The following is a 17288-nucleotide window of genomic DNA, read 5'->3' as shown; positions in this document are numbered from 1 at the left end:
TTTTAAGCACCGCTGGCTTTCACCTAGCGTGCTTATCTCGCTTATTCGCTAAGGATTCAAATTATCTTTTTTTCTTCGTGTAATCCCGCATGGATTTGTTCTTTTAAGGAAGACATAAGGCCTGCCTTAAAAAGAAGTTCGGCCATTAAATAGAGCGGGGCGATAAAGACTTGCGATAATTGCACCATAAAAGCTGGTTTTTCCTCGGCAATGTAATGGCCATATAATTGTAAGGTCCAACCACTGATAAAGCAGATGATAAAGATCCACGAGGCTAGGGTATTTGGACCGTTATGGCTTAATAAACTGGCAATCCACAGGAGCAATAAAAGCACGGGAGTGACAGCAAGAGCGAGAACCCATTGGAGGCGAAAATAATAAACTAATAAGGCTAGGGTAGCTAAGCAGGCAAGAGATATTTGATAGACTCCTGGGATTACAATTTTAACAAAGCCTAATAAAATCATGAGCGAGAAGGTAATTAACGGTACGCCTATCCAATGCGTTTGTTGGGTCTTAGGATTTTGATGATGAGCGGCGTAGCATTGGGCTTGATCGATAAATGGTTTCATGTCTTTAGTCCTAAAAAAAGTTCCATTAATACCACAAAAGAATAAGGGTAAGCCGCACTTTGTTAAAGAACGGCTCATATACCATAAAACATAGCATAAAATCTTAAAATACTAAGATTAAAAAGTATATTTGCCTAATAAATAAAGCACATTGCCATTATGATTAAATCCAGGAATATAAGTGGCTGCTAGGGTTACTTTTTTATAAAAAATGGAGGCCCAAGGAAGCGCGCCGGGGAAGGGGATCCCTTTATTTAAGTCTGGCCGCACAGTAATCAATACCGTGTATCCTATTCCCGCCTTCAATTCTTTGTGTAGGGTTGCGACCTTTAAATAAGCGTAGCCTGCTACTGGCTCTACATTCTTATGCGAATCTAAAAAAGCATAAGTAAATAGTCCGTGCCAATTACCTTTTTCATCAAAGAAGCCTTTACCTAATCCGCCTCCCCAGGCCGTTTCATTGTAACTGCGAATTTTTTCGGGGCTATAAACATAACGGTTATGCCAGGCGTATCCAGAAAGGTAAAGTTCGCCATCCCCTTCATAAATTACCTGATGAAGCCGTTGACAGACAGGTTTAATAAAAGAATACCACTTTGGGCAGTAATCTTTTGCTTCTGCATAGGCGTTTATCGACGAGAATAAGAGTAGGCTAGTTAGTAATTTCTTCATTTTTCTAATTTTTATTGCCTTATTTTGTCCTTGTAGCTCTATTTTAGTGCTAGATTTAAATTAGGAGAACCTTTACAGCCTCTCTAGGTTTTTATAAAGCAAACGGCATTTGCAGAGAAAAAACTCTAAAAGGACATAGTATCATGGACCTGTTTCGCAAAAAAGATGTAAGACAGTCAAGCGATATTAAGACAGATTTAGCAAAATGTTTAACCGTATTTGATTTAACTTTTTTAGGGGTTGGCGCTATCATTGGTGCCGGAATTTTCATTTTAACTGGAGTGGTCGCTGCAACTCATGCGGGGCCGGCAGTTATTGTGTCCTATGTTATCGCTGGATTTGCTTGCGCTTTTGCTGCTTTGTCTTATGCCGAATTAGCCGCTGCCATTGGCGGTTGTGGCAGCGCCTACAGTTATGCGTACGCGGGTTTTGGCGAATTTATTGCGTGGATAGTAGGCTGGGATTTGTTACTCGAGTATTCGATTTCGGTTTCTGCCGTCTCCGTAGGGTGGAGTGGTTATGCGAATAATTTTTTAAACTCTTTTAAAATTACCCTTCCTGATTATTTACTTAATGGCCCTTTGACCGGCGGATATATCAATCTCTTTGCCTGTTTAATTATTGCCTTATTAACGGCCTTACTCTGGGTGGGCGTTAAATCGAGTACCCGCCTTAATAATGTAATTGTCTTAGTGAAATTATTTGTCATTTTACTGTTTATTGCGGTTGTTTGTACCGATGTTAATTTAAAAAATTGGTCACCCTTTATGCCCTTTGGCTGGAAAGGGGTTGTTGACGGCGCGGCGTTAATTTTCTTTGCCTACATCGGTTTTGATGCCGTCTCCACTGCAGCAGAAGAGGCGATAAACCCCCAGCGGGATTTACCACGGGGTATCATTGGCTCTTTAGTCATTTGTACCGTATTATATATTGTGGTAGCAGGCTTACTTACTGCCATTGTGAATTATAGCCAACTTAATGTTGCCTCGCCTATCAGTTATGCTTTACTGATTTTAGGGCATAAAACGGTCGCGGGCCTCATTAGTATTGGGGCAATTGCTGGCTTAACTACAGTGATGTTGGTCTTATTTTATGGATTAACGCGTATTGTTTTAGCTTTATCCCGTGATGGTTTATTGCCCGCTGTCTTTGCTAAGGTTAATCCTAAAACTAAAACGCCGGTGCGTGTTATTTTGCCTTGTGGTATTTTAATGGCTTTTCTTGCCGGAATTTTTCCCATTAAGGATTTAGCTGAATTAGTTAATATTGGAACTTTAGCTGCCTTTATCATTGTATGTGGTGGAGTTCTCTATTTACGGTATACGCAACCAGAGATGCCTCGTCCTTTTAAGGTTCCTGGTATGCCTTATGTACCCATTTTAGGAATAATAAGTTGCTTATATCTGGTAATCAATTTACCTTGGATCACGCTTTTACGTTTTATTATCTGGATGGCTATAGGTTTAGTCGTTTATTTCTTGTTCAGCATCCATCATAGTAGGCTGGAAAAAAAAGGAAATTAGTTTAGTGAGAACTGGTTAGTATAATTGCTGCAGATACTAAAGCTGCTGCAGGAATGGTCAGCAGCCAAGAAAGAAAAATGCGTTTTAATACTTTCCAATGTACTCGTTTTACGCCACTCATTAGCCCCGAGCCAGTAATCGCACCTGTTACGGTATGGGTAGTTGATACTGGAATCCCTAGTTCTGTCGCTAAAAAAATGGTAAAGGCCGCGCCAGTTTCGGCAGCACAACCCTTCATTGGGTTTAATGCGGTAATTTTTTTTCCCATCGTATTTACAATCCGCCACCCCCCTAAAAGGGTGCCCAAGCTAATTACTGCGTGACAAGAAACCACTACCCAAAAAGGGATATGAAAAGGCCCCTCAATCCAGGCAACTGAAAATAGAAGCACTGCGATAATCCCCATGGTCTTCTGGGCATCATTCCCTCCATGAGTAAGACTTAGCAGGGCTGAGGAGATGAGTTGGAGGCCTTTAAAATAGTTATTTAAACCTTGCCTGCCGAAGCGGGCTTGGAGCTTATTAATTAAATGCGAAAATACTAAGCCAATTAACAACCCTATCAGCGGCGAGAGTACAATACCTGCTCCAACCTTCAAAAACCCCATTAAATTAAGGGCGGCAAAACCACTTTTAGCTACCGCAGCTCCTGCTAAGCCCCCTATCAAAGCGTGCGATGAACTGGATGGGATTCCATAATACCAAGTCACTAGATTCCAAAAAATAGCACCTAACAAGGCAGCTAAGATGAAGGGAGGATTTATTAAAGAGGTATCGATTAGCCCACTGCCTATAGTTTTGGCGACCATTAAATTAAAGATCAAAAAGGCGATGAAATTAAAAAAAGCCGCCCATAGAACTGCTTGGCGGGGTGACAAAACCCGCGTTGCCACTATAGTGGCAATCGAATTAGCGGCATCATGAAAGCCATTGATAAAATCGAAAAGAAAAGCGACCAAAAGGACAAACAAAATAAAGACGGTATGTTGGTCCATGAGTATTATTCCTTAGTTTAGATATAATAGCTGCTTTTAGTCATTAGTTTAGACGCCAGGGTCATTAATTGCTTTACTAAAAAAGGAAGTTCAATTCCTCCTGCCTCAAGAGCCATATGGGCATGATGCTCCTCATCCTCCTGCATTTGTTCTAAAATTATTTTGGTTTTTTTATCTTCAACAGGCAGTTTTTGCAAATGTTCCTGCAGGTGGGCGCATACTTGCTGCTCCGTTTCGGCGACAAAGCCTAGGCTTATTTTATCGCCTGCTAAACCGGCTAGTGCGCCGAGCAAAATGGATCCGCAATACCAAATAAGGTTTAATTGACTAGGTGTGCTGCCTAATTCATATAAACGCTGCTCACACCAAGCGAGGTGGTCGGTTTCTTCAATAGCCGCTTCAGTCATTTGTTTTTTTATGTGGGTTAATTGCGCGGTTAAGGCCTGCCCCTGGTATAAAGCTTGAGCACAAACCTCACCGGCGTGATTGACGCGCATTAAGCCGGCACTGTGTTTTTTTTGGTCGGCGCTTAGCATTGGTTCTGCAAGCGCTGCGGCGGGCGAATGTCGTGGTGTTGTCCTGTGGCGTGGAGGGCTTATAGTACGCAGGGCCGTGTCCACTTCATTAATTACTTTGTCAATAAAACTAATCGTTCGCATAGCAAATGTTAAACAAGAAGAAAGTTTTATGTTAACTGGATTAGCCTGAAGTTAAAAGCTCCTTCTGAACTAATCGAGTATTGACTCAGGAATAGCTGATTCAAGGCAGTATGTTTGGGGATAAAAAATCAAGCTAATCAAAGACTTAATTTTCGAACACAGCGAACTTTATAGGGGACGAGTTTATTATTATTGAACGGCGCGCTGGTATGATCCCTTTTGACAAACTGCACCCAGGCAGAATAGGTTGGGTTGAAGCGATATTCACTTGAACTCCAGTAAAAACCATCAAGTACCTCAAAACCATGCTGAATTAAGTTGGCATATATATTAGGGAAGTCAGGATCACAATGCGGATTTAGGCCTGCGGTGCCAAGCTCACAGATAGCAGGTAAATACCAGCTTCCCAGTGCGGCATTTCCAGATGTATTATTATAGCAGATGAGAGCCGCACTATTCCCTATACCATGGGTAGTCACTGCATTAGTTGTATTTTGGGCACCATTGGTCAAGCTCTGCGCATTAGCTCCTCCAAATTCGCCCCATTGTGACGTTGTCAAATCGTAGGTATCAATCACACTGACTTCGGTTGTAGAGTTGACCGCCCAAATTAGGTAATTGCTTGCCGTAAACGCGATAGCGACTGAGGGTGGGGAGTTGATGTTATCACCGGTAATAATAATATTCTCTTCTGCTACATAAGGCTTGTTTGAGGTGAATGTTAAAGTACAGGTTCCGCCATTCGGTGCTATGGCCGCACAATTGCTAGAATCCTGTACGACATCACTCCACTGGCCCGGAATTAGAGCATGGACATTAGTTGCCGTTTCGCTCGTGCCCGTGTTGGTCACAGTGATTAAGCCACTGCCGTTGTTAACGGGAATAATGGCGGTTGGTAGAACAGCTAACGTTGTATTCGCTTGTGCGAAACCGATGGTTCCTGCTGCTACTATTCCAGCAATAATGCTTTTTTTTAAATACCTATGATCCATCGTCATATCCTTATTCCCTTTGCTTCGTTGAGCCAAAATAGTCTGCCGCCAATTATTTAATAGGTAAATGCTCTCACGCAGCGCACGGCCAGGTTAAACTGCTTTAAACCTATAAATTGCGAGTTATCCCCCAGGCCATTAAATCCCTGATACCAGGCGGTATTCGGTGAGAGCAGATTGTCAGTCGAGCTCCAATAAGGAGTAAAAATGACCATCTCCTGGACAAAACCTAAATCAAAAAGATTGCTTTGAATACTGGGGGTATTAGGAAGGCAACCTGCATCCATACCGCCAACATTGGGGTTATAAGAACCCAATTGACAAATTGAGGGCAAGAACCAGGTTCCTAAGACTAAACCAGAACCGCTGTTATCGGAGCTTATAGTGTAGCAAAGCGAGGCGGCATTAAAATTCGTGGCCGCTTGTGTCCCAAGCTCGGTAATAATTTGATAGGTGTTTCCGCTGCTGTTTAAGTAAGAACCATCATAAAGCGAGGTGGCAGTGGTTGGTGCGCAATTCTGAGGCATCCCCGTGCAGGCGGCACTACTATCCCAAAGTACACCAAGATTTGTAGTTGCATTGTTAGTGGCCAAGACCAGAGCTTGGGCATTAGGAGACACACCTGATACCGCCCAAACTAAATAATCGAACATGGAGAAGGCAAGGGTAGTTTTGGGTGGTAAATCAATATTATCTCCGGAAACCACTATGTTTTGCTGGGCCACATAGGGTTTATTCGAGGTGAAAGTCAAGGTGCAGGTCCCTCCATTAGGGCCAATAACTGCACAATCGCTTGAGTCTTGCACTACTCCTTTCCAATTATCTGGCAGTAAAGCATGGACCTTATAGGCTGTATACGTGCCCATGTTAGTCACCTGAAGAGGTCCGGGGGCACCATTAACTGGAATTATTGCTGAAGATGCCACTGTTAAGGTGGTATTGGGCAAACAGCTTACGCTTACATTGCTCACATTAGCGCCATGGATTATGCCAGTCCCATTTTTAACCCCACAGGTTTGACCTACTGGTTGAGAGCGAACTGATACGTCATAGCGGCTTCCATTGGCAAGTGCGGTTGAAAAGGTGAATGATTGGTTGGCTGTTAATGAAAGAGCATTGGTACTATTATTGACTAAGCTAACCGTCCCCCCTGATAGGCCCGATAAAGTCCCCCCCACAGTAAAAGAGCCAATTTTGGTTGGGGTAACCTTCCCCTTGGTAGATGCACGGTTGCTTACTTGCCCAATATAGGTATAACCCCTGCTGGCCCCTAAACCCGAATGCGCTAAGTTTTTCCGAATCCCACCTAGGGGGGTGTAGTAATAGCCGGGGGTGTTGATCTTGATACCCGCATATTGATAAGTATGATTAGGAGCCGTGGTCCAAAGTTCAAGTTGGGTAGTACGAATTACATAGCGCTGACAACTTAAAGGTCTTTGCCCTTTGACGTTCAGGCATAAATTTATACTTATGGCTTGTCCCAAAGACGTCCCCGTGGACTTTATTTTAAATAAAGCTCCCGGGTGGGCGAAAGCATCTGCAAATAAAGAAAGGAGTAGTGCACTCAGCAGGGCAATTAATTTTTTTAACAAGATGAATCCTTTTTAGAATTGACTCTCTTTTTTTTATTTTATTATCAAAGGTGATTCGCTTTAAGGCAAGAAAAATAATCCTACTGCCTCGCTGACTTTGCGTTTTTTTAACAAATGAGCGCTAGATGTACTATAATTTTTTAAAAATGATGCAGAAGGGAGACGGTCATGTCATCGCACCAAAGAGCGGGGTTTGATAAACCAGGTGTGATTCATCAACACTACATGGATATTATTAATAGCATTCCTGATGCGGTCTATTGGACTGATGAAAATTGTAATTTAAGCGGATGTAATCTTCATTTTTTAGACTTGCTTGGCCTTAAAAACCCGGGCGATTTAAAAGGTACTCCCTACGATTTGCTGAGAAACCACGCCCATTGGCCTGAAGGCCGTATTGATACTTTAAAACTAGATGATATGAATGTAGTTTTTTCGGGAAATGCGCAATACCATGTGGAAGAACAATTCACTCTCGCTAATAAAACCCTTTATTTTAAAATAAATCGCGTTCCTATGTATGATGAACAACGGCGAATAATCGGCCTTGTTGTTGTTTTAACTAACAATACAGAGTTAAAACAGGCAGAAGAAAAACTAAAGCGTTATGAGTCAAACAAGAAGGTGCAAACGGCTGAAACCCCCATCAAAAACCACCGCCTGCCCAAGGTTTTAATGATCGAAGATAACCTAATTGCGCAAAATGTTGAGCGTGCTTTGTTAACAGCGCTAAACTGTCAGGTAGATATTGCCGATACAGGAGATAAGGCCTTGCAATTATTCAATCCTGGCAAATATGACTTAGTGTTGATGGATATCGGTTTAGAGGATACTTCCGGTTATGTGGTGGCAAAAAACTTAAGAAATAAAGAAAAGGATACCGCTCACCATGTACCAATAATTGCTTTAACAGGTTACGAGGCTGAAGTAGTGAAATATGATTGTGGCCAATACTGCATGGAGGGGGCGATTACCAAGCCCTTAACGAGTCAGCAGGCTGAGCAAATTATTAAGCATTTTATCTACAACATGGATATCGAGGTATCAGGCTTAAAAAGTATTTAATTGTATTTCCTGTAAGTATTTGACCTATTGAGAGGATAGTATATGAATTTAGCATCTCGTCTTCGCTGTATTCGTAGAGCTATATAATTTATGTTAGATAAGAAAACCAAAATTACTGCCCCGTTAAATTTAAGCTCTTTGCGAGTAGAGGAGCTTAATAAACATCTAAGTGAGCAAGATCTACTTCGTGCTTTCTTAGAGCTCAGTCGCCAGGAGCCTGATGAAGCCCTTTTAAAGAACAAGCTATTTTTTTTATTAAATCAACATGGGCTCTTGAAAAATAAAAAAATGGCTTTATGGCAGGTGGATAAAAAAAATAATTTTAGTTTTATAGCCTCCCAACATATAGACGATAATTTAAAAAAACATTTAAGTAGTCGAATTTGCTACGAAGATAATAGCGCAACTTTTCTGCATGCTAGGGCAGCACCCCATTCACTCAATCCTGAGTTAGTTCCCATCGATGTCTATTTGGAAAGGACCTCGCAGTCTTTACTAGGGATTAGTTTTTGGTTTGAGAACGAGGATTTAATCCATAAATTACACACCCCATTTTTTAAAGACTTATTTACTCTGGTTAATTTGATCATAGTAAAAGCGTTTTATAAACGCTCTTTAAACAAGGATATAGAGCGGCAAAAACGTGATTATGAAGCCTTACTCCGTCATCAGGCACGCTATGATAGCCTCACGGATCTACCCAACCGATTTCATGGTTTTGCCCAATTAGAGCAGGCGATAGGGAGTGCCCAAGCCCAGGACAAGAAACTTGCCATTTTGTTTTTAGATTTAGATGAATTTAAACAAATTAATGACGCAATGGGGCATATTGTCGGCGATTTATTATTAAAAATTTTAGCTAAACGCTATTTAACCTTAATGCGACCGGTTGATACCTTGGTTCGTTTAGGTGGTGATGAGTTTATGATCATTTTGGGCGAGTTTGTGGAGCAAACCTATCCGGAGGAACTAGCGCAAAAATGCCAAGAACAATGTTTACGCCCATTTAAATTAGAAGAAGAGGAGTTTTTTATTTCTTCAAGCATTGGGATTGCCTTATATCCTGAGCATGGTGATGATGCTAAAACTTTGATGTGTCATGCGGATGCAGCGATGTATCAAAGTAAAATGCGGGGCAGAAATAATTGGACAGTCTTTATTAATAATATGATGGACGCCGCATCCCATCGTATGCGTATTAAGACCGAACTTTATCAAGTCCTTAATCGTGATGAATTAGAGCTCTATTATCAACCAATAATTGACATGGTTGAGCAAAAGGTATTTTCTGTAGAAGCCTTATTGCGTTGGCACAGCAGCACTTTGGGTATAGTAAGTCCTGAGCAAATAATCTCGCTTGCGGAAGAAACCGGTTTAATTGTGCCTTTAGGTTATTGGGTGTTAAGCAAAGTCTGTGCTGATTTAAAAAAATGGCAACGAATAAGGCCTGAGCAAATAAAAATTGCGGTCAATATTTCTATCATACAATTAAAGCAAGACGATTTTATTGAGCAGGTTCAAGCCATTTTAAAGCAAAGAGAAGTACACCCAGAAGCTTTAATTTTTGAAATAACGGAGTCGGCGTTTATTGATGATTCCCTTCTTATTTTAGAGCGGCTTAATCGCCTGAACCAAATGGGAATTGAATGTTCTTTGGATGATTTTGGCATGGGCTATTCATCACTTAACTATCTGCGTTCCTATCCGTTTAAAAGTCTAAAAATTGACCGGGTTTTTATTCAAGGGATTGATAGCAATGAAAATGATTTGAATTTAGTCCATGGTATGGTCAGTATGGCTAAAAACTTAAGGCTTTCCGTCATTGCCGAAGGCATAGAAAATAACAGGCAACTAGAACTACTGATGAAGATGGGTTGCGATATGGCGCAGGGCTGGTATTTTGCTAAAGCACTTCATTTTAAAGATTTAGTGCTGTTTTTTAATAAAGCGGTTAATTTTAACAAATAACACCCCTAAAAAACTTTGTGTTCTTAATTTTTCCATAATAGAACTTATATATACTATATTCTAAGTAGAACGTCTCTAATAAGTTTATTTATGCGAAGAACGATTGAATCCTATGTCATTTATTTAAAAGAAGACTTAAAGCTCGCTGATACGCTTAAAACAGCGAAAGAGGCCTTATTAAAATCCATCACCGGCACTGCCGCCGCAGGTAAGCAGGATGCTTATTTTTCTGAAGAACTGGCCGCCTATTTTGTTAAAGAAGATACAAAGCCCTTTGCTATTTCAGCCCACGATCCCTCCCAAGTGGCGGTTTTAAAAAAAATACTTAATAGTTTTGATGATGCTGAGCAGGCTTTGCGTGATATTGAAAATTTGAATATTGATCCCGAACGCGGCGGATTACTTTTTAATGCAGCCAAATGGGTAGGTTTAAGTGAGGCCGCTAAGACGGTGGAGATAATGGCGCAAGCTGCGCAAATCTACTACAAAAAAATTCATGAAGTTTATGCAGCCTTGCAGTTATTAAATCATGCTAATGCAGACATTCAGAATATAGTTGGCCCCCATCTGCAAGCGCTTATGCCCCGTTTGGCCCTGGCTCAAAGTCAATTAGAAACGTTTACCCCCTCTTTTCCTGCGGAAAGTGCGGGTGAATTTTTAGCAGAAGTTGTAAAGGACTTACCCAAGCAAAAGCTGGCTGAAGAGCAGGGTAAAGAGGCCCTAAGCCGTTGGGTAACTACTCTTCCGAATTACTTTGAGGAATTACAAAAAATTCTTGCCAAAGCGGCTACCAGTCAACCTAGCCAATCTGCCTCTAGCGCGGAAGAATACCAGGCGGCAATGCTTAAAAGGGCTCAAGAGAGTAAAAAATATTTTGATGATTTGGTGGCTAGCCAAACAGGGTTGTTGGCTACTACCGCAACTTTTATTGATTATTTCAAAATAATGTCTGAAATTGCCTTACAAAGCAGCAAGGTCCTACAGACGGCCCCGGTAAGCCAGCCCGCATATTTGGAAGTCGCAAAAAAATTAGAGGTGATGAAACATCATTATCTTCCTCAGGTCGTGGCTGAGCTGGAAAAAATTGAAGAAAGTATGGGATTAAAAGCAGGCGTGCTTACTACTCCTGCTATGGTACAAATGAATAAATACTATACGCAGTTAGCAAGCACCGTGCATCTTGCTGCCCAAACTGCCGGCGTTTTAAGACCGTCCTCTACAGAGGCTGCTGGAGAATCACCTAGCGACGCAATAAGCCCTAAACCTGATCTTTTGTTAATGGAAGATGAAGGATTCAGCGAGGCTCGACGCGCCCATCAAGAGGCTCGATTAAGCGCAGCACGCATCGAGCTTAGCAATACTGAAATGCGAGATGCAGCGCAACGCTTTTTTGAGCGCTTAAATGCTTATGGCACTATTTATCAAGCCTACTGTAAACGAAGCCTTGCAAACATAAGCCAAGAAGAAAAAGATGCCTTAATGGCCGATTATAAAAAATTCCAACCCCATTTTGCGGCGGTAAAGCCAGAGATTGATAAGCTCATTGTGGATGCGCTGACTATACCCACAGGTACTACCCTAGTTTCCCGTTTATTGGGCGGACAATATAAGCAATTATGGGGCTCTAACCATTTCACAGAAGTATTAAACTGCCAAGCTCAAGTTGTTGAGAGCATTGAGCAGAGCCTAGCGCAAGCGCAATTTAAAGCGAAACTAATAGAAAAATCTATAACTTATGCCCAGGCTCCCTCGTCCACCAGTACTCCTAAAACTCGTTTAACGGCGGATATTCCTACTTGGCAACCGGTGCTAGTTGTCGCTAATGCTTCAGTGGAACACTATCACCAAAAAGCTATAGAGCTAGAGCAGCAAATTATTGCAATAGAGAAAGCGAAGGAAGGGGTGCTCGAACTGCAAAGTCTTTTAAAAAAGATAAAACGGGACACTAACATCGCATCTTTAGGGGAAGAGAATAAGGAAGCCTTACGTAAGGCTTATAAAAAAATGCAAGTTCCTTTAAGCGCCATGGCTGAGAGTGGCTCTCTTCATCTGCAGATGGTTCAAAGCTTAGCTCCTAAGACAGCGAGTTCCTCAAGGTTCCTCGTGTCGCAATTAATGAGTGCAGTTCCTAAAATAACTGACCATTTAGATTTACTGCAAAAACAGGTTCAACGAGATAAACAACAGGCACTTAATTTAGAAAATCAGGCCCGCGATAAACTACCCTTAGCAGTTAAAGAAGCTGATTTAGAAAGACGAACCCTATTTGCAATGCTGCATGATTTGAATTTATCGCAATCGGTAGAACAATTTATTAGCGGTAATTTGCAAAATTATCTTAAAAAGAACTTATCTCCAGTGGTATTGCAGGACTTATTCAGCGATGGGAAGCTTGAACTAAGTAAACTTCCCTTTACTGATCTTCATCAAGATAGTTCAGAAGTCGTCTTATACAAACAGTTGATTAATTCTCTTTATCATCTTCATAAGGGGTTAAAAGAGTTAGAACAAATTAACCGCGATGATCCTGGTAACATTCTCACTCGTTCCCGTTATGTTTTCAGTACCATGAAAACCTTAGTCATGGCGATAAACCAAAGCAGCCGTTATTTAAATGAAGCGGCAAAAAATCCAGGTTTACACGCTATTGTGCAGGAAAGTAATGCCTTACTAGAGCCGATAAGGAATTTACCTTTTCTTGGTGATTATTTGCAATCCTCGCAACCACCTACGGTTGTAGAAAAAGACGTGCTGACCTTATGGAAGGAGCAACAGGAGGTTGTTAGACGAGGTTTGTCCTCCCTTCCCAGGCCGCCTGTAGAAGTAGAAAAACCCGTTTCGGTTGACAAAGCGCCGAAGCCTTCTTATGTACGGCTAATTGCCGAGGCGCTTTATAAGGTACCGCAACCTTTGGAGCGTTTAAATGCTGACCAGCCTTTAGCGCCACCTAGCTCTCAACAGCAGGAAGAACAGATTAATGCCTTTGTTGAACGTTTGAATGGTTTATCATTTAATCCAGAATCAATAGACGCTATTTTAGCCGCTACTAGTAAACTGCAAAAGAAACTCAATGAAATTGGTACGGGAAGCCGAGAGTTGGTAATGGACAACCTAAAAGAAATCCGCTCTGAATTTGGCTATATTTTTATGGCTGCAGCCGCTAAAGCCGAGTTTGAATTAGGCTTAAAACCGGGAACTTATTCTACGGTGGTTCGTGGGCATTTTGACCGTTTCTATGAGTCCCTAATTAGTAACCTACCTCTAGAAAAGGATCAAACTGGCCTTGAACTTATTATCGATGTGAGTCATACGAAAAAACTTTTAGCGAAAGAAAAGGCTCAGTTGGGCCTTGCTGAGGCTGATAATCGGTCGGAGAGGACAGCGGCTGCCATTTTTGCTAATGATTTTAAATCAGAGCACAGCATTTATAAAGCCTACCAACAACTTAATGAGTTGCTTCTCACTTTTAATGATCCTCCCAATCAATTTGAATTCATTGAGTTTAGCGATTTTCGTGAGCAAGCCTTAGAGCTCTATAAACTTTTGCAGCCTTTTTTAGTAAAAGCTAATCCAGCATTTACGCAAGAATTTTTGGTCAGTAATGCCCATGATGAAAAACAATTAGCCACGGCCTTAGATGAAGTCTTTGGCGCACGCGCTAGTATTTTTAAACCCACTGGCCCCTTAACAAAAATCTTTCAATTAGCTCTAGATGATGATTTTGCCGGGAAACCCGCGCAAGAAGCCTTCCTCAAAGCTTATCAAGAGTTACAACCCTATTTAGTAACCATTAACCCCCGTTACGATATGCGCTATTTTCTGCGCGAATTACAAAGCCCCGAGGATTTTGCCAGTGCAGCAGCCCAGATCATTGGTGAGCAAACACATCTAGAGGAGCTTGTGGAGGGAATTAAGAAAACCAAACAGCATAAAGTGAACTTAGCTCAAGAACGCGTTGGTTATTTTGATAGTTTACTTAAACAGCAACTTGAGGAAATTGGCCCCCAAAGAATAGAGGCGTTTAAACAAAAGGTTTATGATAATTATGTGGGAGCAAATGTAGAAAGCTTTTTAGCTCTAAGCATAGGTGATGAGCAGGCGGCTCTTTTTGTAAAGCATGTGAAACCGGACTTCTTAGGCATGAAAGCCGCAGTTTTGCAAGACCTGAGTATTGATGAGGATATCGAGTCGGTCATTGGCCAAGCAATTGATGCCTCCCTTGCTACCATTTTAAAAGATAATACGGAATCATTTAAGGAATTGATTTTCAATAATTATATTGAGAAAACTATTAAAAATAATGTTGGCGACGATCTAGGCTCTTATAAAGAACTCTTCTTTAAAAAAATAGCTCCGGCTTATTATGCAGCAAAATCAGACATTTTAAATGGTCTGATCTTGGATAAAAACTTAAGTAGAGAAATTGCCGCGCGCCTAGATAGGCTCAATACAGAAGTTTTAGCAAGCAACAACGTGCTAAGAGAGGATTTTGTTAAACTTAATCGCTTTGCCGCACAAATTAGAGTCCGGATTAGTCAGGAACAAGGCCAAGAGCAAACTCCCGATCGGATTGAGAAACTAACCGAATTAACTAGGCTTCTTGCTTCTTTAGATGCTAATCAAGTGGATGCGGATAATCCTGCTAAGAACCTGCAACAGGCAAAAATAGAGCTTAGTTTAATCCTCTATAATAGTCAGCTTAATGTCATTAAAGGGCAATTAAAAGAACAGTTAGGCGATTATACGCCCTTGTTTTTAAACAAAGTCAGTCATGTCTATGAGAATAATAAAAGCAGTATTATTCAAAAAGCGCTTAAAAATGAAAATAGCGAACAAGTTATTATCAATGAGTTAGCTGCGCTGACCAGTGAAATAGAACTTAATGCACGCGCTTTAAAAACAGCATTTATGGAGCTAAATGTTTTTTCTAAACAACTTAAGGAAGCTATCCAACAAGAACAAGCCCTCCCTGATAATCCTTGCCGTGCCAAAAAGGTTGCGCTGATGCTTAAACTCCAGGAATTCATCCATGATGCGCCTGATATCCATTTGATAGATAGTAATTGGGTAAGCAATAAGCATAAAAAAGCCCAAGACCGCTTGGAGCAGATTAATGAATATGATGCGCTCATTCAAATTAATGACTTACTTGACAGCTTAAAACAAACTATTGAAAAAGAAGAAAGTACTGCCACAATCAAAGCGGATCGGTTAAAGCAAGTCAATGAGCTCCAACAAATTCTCTATAACGATGATATGGATATCGCCAGCCGTATTAGTGTGGTTATGGAAAAGCTGCGCGAACACTCACAAGAAAATGTATTGTTTAACTCCGGGCATAATTTAATTAAGGATGCGTTCAAAAACTATTTCTTCAATGCGCAAATTAAAAAAGAAAAAGAAAAGCTTAACGCTACTCTAGGTCCTTTTAAAGAGCGCTTTATGAGTGCGGCTATGACCGATTTAATGCATTATAAAAATGAAATTAAAGCCGAAATAGCGGTTGGGATGTCTGACGCAAAAATAGAAGAGATTTTTGCGAAATTTATACCCAAAGTTTTTGCAAAACACCAAGCGCTTAATGAGCTCTGCACGCAGCTTAATTCATCCTTAAAAGCCATTGATAAATTAATTGCTGATGAGGTCCGTAACTTAAATGCAAACAGCGAAGTGGATCTTAACAACAATCCTTGTCATAAAGAAAAGCTAGATCTTTTAACGACGATGCGCGATCAATTACGTGAAAGCGCCTTTGCTAATGATTCATTGGCAGTTTTAAAAGAAAAACAATTGGCAGCAGAGAAATTAAATGCTTCTTTAGTACAGCATGATCAATTAATTGAATTATATAATTTACTAGCTGCAATGAAAGCCTGTGTGGTAGCAAGTCCTGCTTCTGCTGTTAAAGATAAAAAAATAGAAACTTTGGATAACCTCCAAAAAATCCTAATCCGCAAAGAGAGCCCCATAAACCGCTTAATTGCCTTGGAGCAAGAAAATCGGGGTGCGTATAAAATACTGACCAAAAGTGCGGATGGTTTTTTTATGAGTTTATATAAGAGCTTTATTTCGCTCATTAATAAAATTCTTGGAAAAGAGCCTTCACCACAAGAAAAGCTGGCCTCGAAATATAATGAAAATTTGGGCCTATTTAAAGAAAACGTGGCCACCATTAAAGAGAAATTGGAAGACCTTAAAAAGGATGATTCTAGGGATAACAGTTTTCGCGTTAATTAAACCGCTTAGAATGCAAACCGTGTTTGGGTTTGCTTCTTTTAGCTCGGTATAGGTCAGTCTAGCCCAACCGCTTAACCAAAGCTAAAGTCTACCCCTCCGATTAATCCATATCGAGTTGGGACCTGGGCGCCAGGTTAGTGTTGCAGCAAAGGATAGCTGAGGTTTCGCTCTTATAATTTTCTCTAATTCCCGTTAATAAAAAAAGGCCGTCTCCGCCCCTGTTAAGTTCATTAACGCCATTCATTCTATTTTCCGTAGCGATTGCACCATTGAGCTCTAGGATTGCATCGAAGGAATGCTTGGTTTGTGCTTGTTTATAAAACTCAGGATTAATGGTTGCCATTATCGCATTCTGGTTTTTTACTATTCTTTTTGCCTATTTTTGACGTCAGGAATTTATCATACTAATCTTAAAGTAAGAGTATTCAAAATAGAATGTCTTCCTGTGGTATATACACACATAATTTTTAATCAATAGCTAAGGACGAGCTATGGTAGAGCGTGTTGATTATCAGGCCCTTATGAGAGCAGCGCCCGATCTGTATCTTATACTTAGTCCTGATTTAAAAATTTTAGATGCTAGTGATGCTTACTTAAAAGCGACAATGGTCAAACGAGAAGCGGTGATTGGCCGTTATGTTTTTGATGTCTTTCCTAATAATCCGCATGACCCCGGCTCTGCAGATACCCAGGGCAACTTTTTGCGCTCTGCTCAAATAATTTTAAAATATAAAACATCCCATTTGATGCCGATTCAACGCTATGATATGCGCCGCCCGGATGGAGAGTTTGAAGCACGTTATTGGAGTCCGTTAACCTTTCCGATCTTTGATGTAGCCAATAATGTTAAATATCTGCTCCATCGCGCTGAGGATGTTACCGAACTGGATAAATTACTCATGTTACGCACATAAACTTGTAGTTTGACTAAAAAGCATTAGAATTCCGCCCTTAATTTTAGGGAGGGAATTAAATGGATATGCTTGATCTTTATAGTGATTATTTGATTTTCCA

At 40.8% G+C, this 17288-nt stretch carries 12 protein-coding genes; 5 read left to right on the top strand and 7 right to left on the bottom strand.

Annotation, left to right across the window (positions count from 1 at the left end):
* Window positions 1–56 precede the first annotated feature (56 nt).
* Together ELY15_RS04285 and pagP are read right to left on the bottom strand one after the other, a co-directional pair.
* Window positions 57–572, bottom strand: coding sequence for a DUF962 domain-containing protein (locus tag ELY15_RS04285; protein WP_127098421.1), 516 nt, complete (start codon window positions 570–572; stop codon window positions 57–59).
* Window positions 573–689: 117 nt separating this feature from the next.
* Window positions 690–1244, bottom strand: coding sequence for a lipid IV(A) palmitoyltransferase PagP (gene pagP, locus ELY15_RS04280; RefSeq protein ID WP_127098420.1), 555 nt, complete (start codon window positions 1242–1244; stop codon window positions 690–692).
* 143 nt (window positions 1245–1387) lie between these two features.
* On the opposite strand from pagP, the gene ELY15_RS04275 reads away from it, so the two are divergent.
* Window positions 1388–2767 carry an amino acid permease gene (locus tag ELY15_RS04275; protein WP_127098419.1) on the top strand — a complete coding sequence of 460 codons (1380 nt, stop codon included), beginning with the start codon at window positions 1388–1390 and terminating at the stop codon, window positions 2765–2767.
* 1 nt (window position 2768) lies between these two features.
* Here the strand turns inward: ELY15_RS04275 and ELY15_RS04270 are convergent, their stop codons facing one another.
* The 4 genes from ELY15_RS04270 to ELY15_RS04255 form a co-directional block, all read right to left on the bottom strand.
* Entirely contained in the window at window positions 2769–3761 is a 993-nt protein-coding gene (locus ELY15_RS04270) for an inorganic phosphate transporter (protein ID WP_127098418.1), read from the bottom strand.
* Between the two features lie 17 nt (window positions 3762–3778).
* Window positions 3779–4420, bottom strand: coding sequence for a 2-polyprenyl-3-methyl-6-methoxy-1,4-benzoquinone monooxygenase (gene coq7, locus ELY15_RS04265; protein WP_127098417.1), 642 nt, complete (start codon window positions 4418–4420; stop codon window positions 3779–3781).
* Between the two features lie 137 nt (window positions 4421–4557).
* Window positions 4558–5412: a DUF1566 domain-containing protein gene (locus tag ELY15_RS04260; protein WP_127098416.1), complete on the bottom strand. Its 855-nt coding sequence runs from the start codon at window positions 5410–5412 to the stop codon at window positions 4558–4560.
* 56 nt (window positions 5413–5468) lie between these two features.
* On the bottom strand, window positions 5469–7004 hold the full coding sequence (locus tag ELY15_RS04255; protein WP_127098415.1) for a DUF1566 domain-containing protein: 1536 nt from the start codon (window positions 7002–7004) through the stop codon (window positions 5469–5471).
* A gap of 168 nt (window positions 7005–7172) precedes the next feature.
* Here ELY15_RS04255 and ELY15_RS04250 point away from each other — a divergent pair, with 168 nt between their 5' ends.
* From ELY15_RS04250 to ELY15_RS04240, 3 genes are all read left to right on the top strand, one after another.
* The gene (locus ELY15_RS04250; RefSeq protein ID WP_127098414.1) at window positions 7173–8069 is read left to right on the top strand and encodes a response regulator; all 897 of its coding nucleotides are present in this window, start codon (window positions 7173–7175) and stop codon (window positions 8067–8069) included.
* A gap of 90 nt (window positions 8070–8159) precedes the next feature.
* Window positions 8160–10037 (top strand): bifunctional diguanylate cyclase/phosphodiesterase, encoded by a 1878-nt coding sequence (locus ELY15_RS04245; protein ID WP_127098413.1) that lies wholly within the window; start codon window positions 8160–8162, stop codon window positions 10035–10037.
* A 90-nt stretch (window positions 10038–10127) separates the two neighbouring features.
* Complete coding sequence (locus ELY15_RS04240) at window positions 10128–16274, top strand: hypothetical protein (RefSeq protein ID WP_127098412.1); 6147 nt, start codon at window positions 10128–10130, stop codon at window positions 16272–16274.
* Window positions 16275–16374: 100 nt separating this feature from the next.
* On the opposite strand, the gene ELY15_RS04235 is transcribed toward ELY15_RS04240, so the two are convergent.
* Window positions 16375–16617: a hypothetical protein gene (locus tag ELY15_RS04235; protein ID WP_127098411.1), complete on the bottom strand. Its 243-nt coding sequence runs from the start codon at window positions 16615–16617 to the stop codon at window positions 16375–16377.
* 148 nt (window positions 16618–16765) lie between these two features.
* Here ELY15_RS04235 and ELY15_RS04230 point away from each other — a divergent pair, with 148 nt between their 5' ends.
* Window positions 16766–17188: a PAS domain-containing protein gene (locus ELY15_RS04230; protein WP_127098410.1), complete on the top strand. Its 423-nt coding sequence runs from the start codon at window positions 16766–16768 to the stop codon at window positions 17186–17188.
* The last annotated feature ends 100 nt before the right edge of the window (window positions 17189–17288 follow it).

It is taken from the genome of Legionella sp. km772 (assembly GCF_003989735.1).
In the GTDB taxonomy this organism is placed as follows: Bacteria; Pseudomonadota; Gammaproteobacteria; order Legionellales; family Legionellaceae; genus Legionella.
The sequence above is the reverse complement of the archived record's forward strand: the minus strand, read 5'-3'. Positions and strand labels throughout refer to the sequence as shown.

Coding starts and splice junctions, on each gene's coding strand:
- ELY15_RS04285 (WP_127098421.1), bottom strand. CDS start 572: ATGAAACCATTTATCGATCAAGCCCAATGCTACGCCGCTCATCATCAA.
- ELY15_RS04240 (WP_127098412.1), top strand. CDS start 10,128: ATGCGAAGAACGATTGAATCCTATGTCATTTATTTAAAAGAAGACTTA.
- ELY15_RS04250 (WP_127098414.1), top strand. CDS start 7,173: ATGTCATCGCACCAAAGAGCGGGGTTTGATAAACCAGGTGTGATTCAT.
- pagP (WP_127098420.1), bottom strand. CDS start 1,244: ATGAAGAAATTACTAACTAGCCTACTCTTATTCTCGTCGATAAACGCC.
- ELY15_RS04260 (WP_127098416.1), bottom strand. CDS start 5,412: ATGGATCATAGGTATTTAAAAAAAAGCATTATTGCTGGAATAGTAGCA.
- ELY15_RS04275 (WP_127098419.1), top strand. CDS start 1,388: ATGGACCTGTTTCGCAAAAAAGATGTAAGACAGTCAAGCGATATTAAG.
- ELY15_RS04235 (WP_127098411.1), bottom strand. CDS start 16,617: ATGGCAACCATTAATCCTGAGTTTTATAAACAAGCACAAACCAAGCAT.
- ELY15_RS04245 (WP_127098413.1), top strand. CDS start 8,160: ATGTTAGATAAGAAAACCAAAATTACTGCCCCGTTAAATTTAAGCTCT.
- ELY15_RS04270 (WP_127098418.1), bottom strand. CDS start 3,761: ATGGACCAACATACCGTCTTTATTTTGTTTGTCCTTTTGGTCGCTTTT.
- coq7 (WP_127098417.1), bottom strand. CDS start 4,420: ATGCGAACGATTAGTTTTATTGACAAAGTAATTAATGAAGTGGACACG.
- ELY15_RS04230 (WP_127098410.1), top strand. CDS start 16,766: ATGGTAGAGCGTGTTGATTATCAGGCCCTTATGAGAGCAGCGCCCGAT.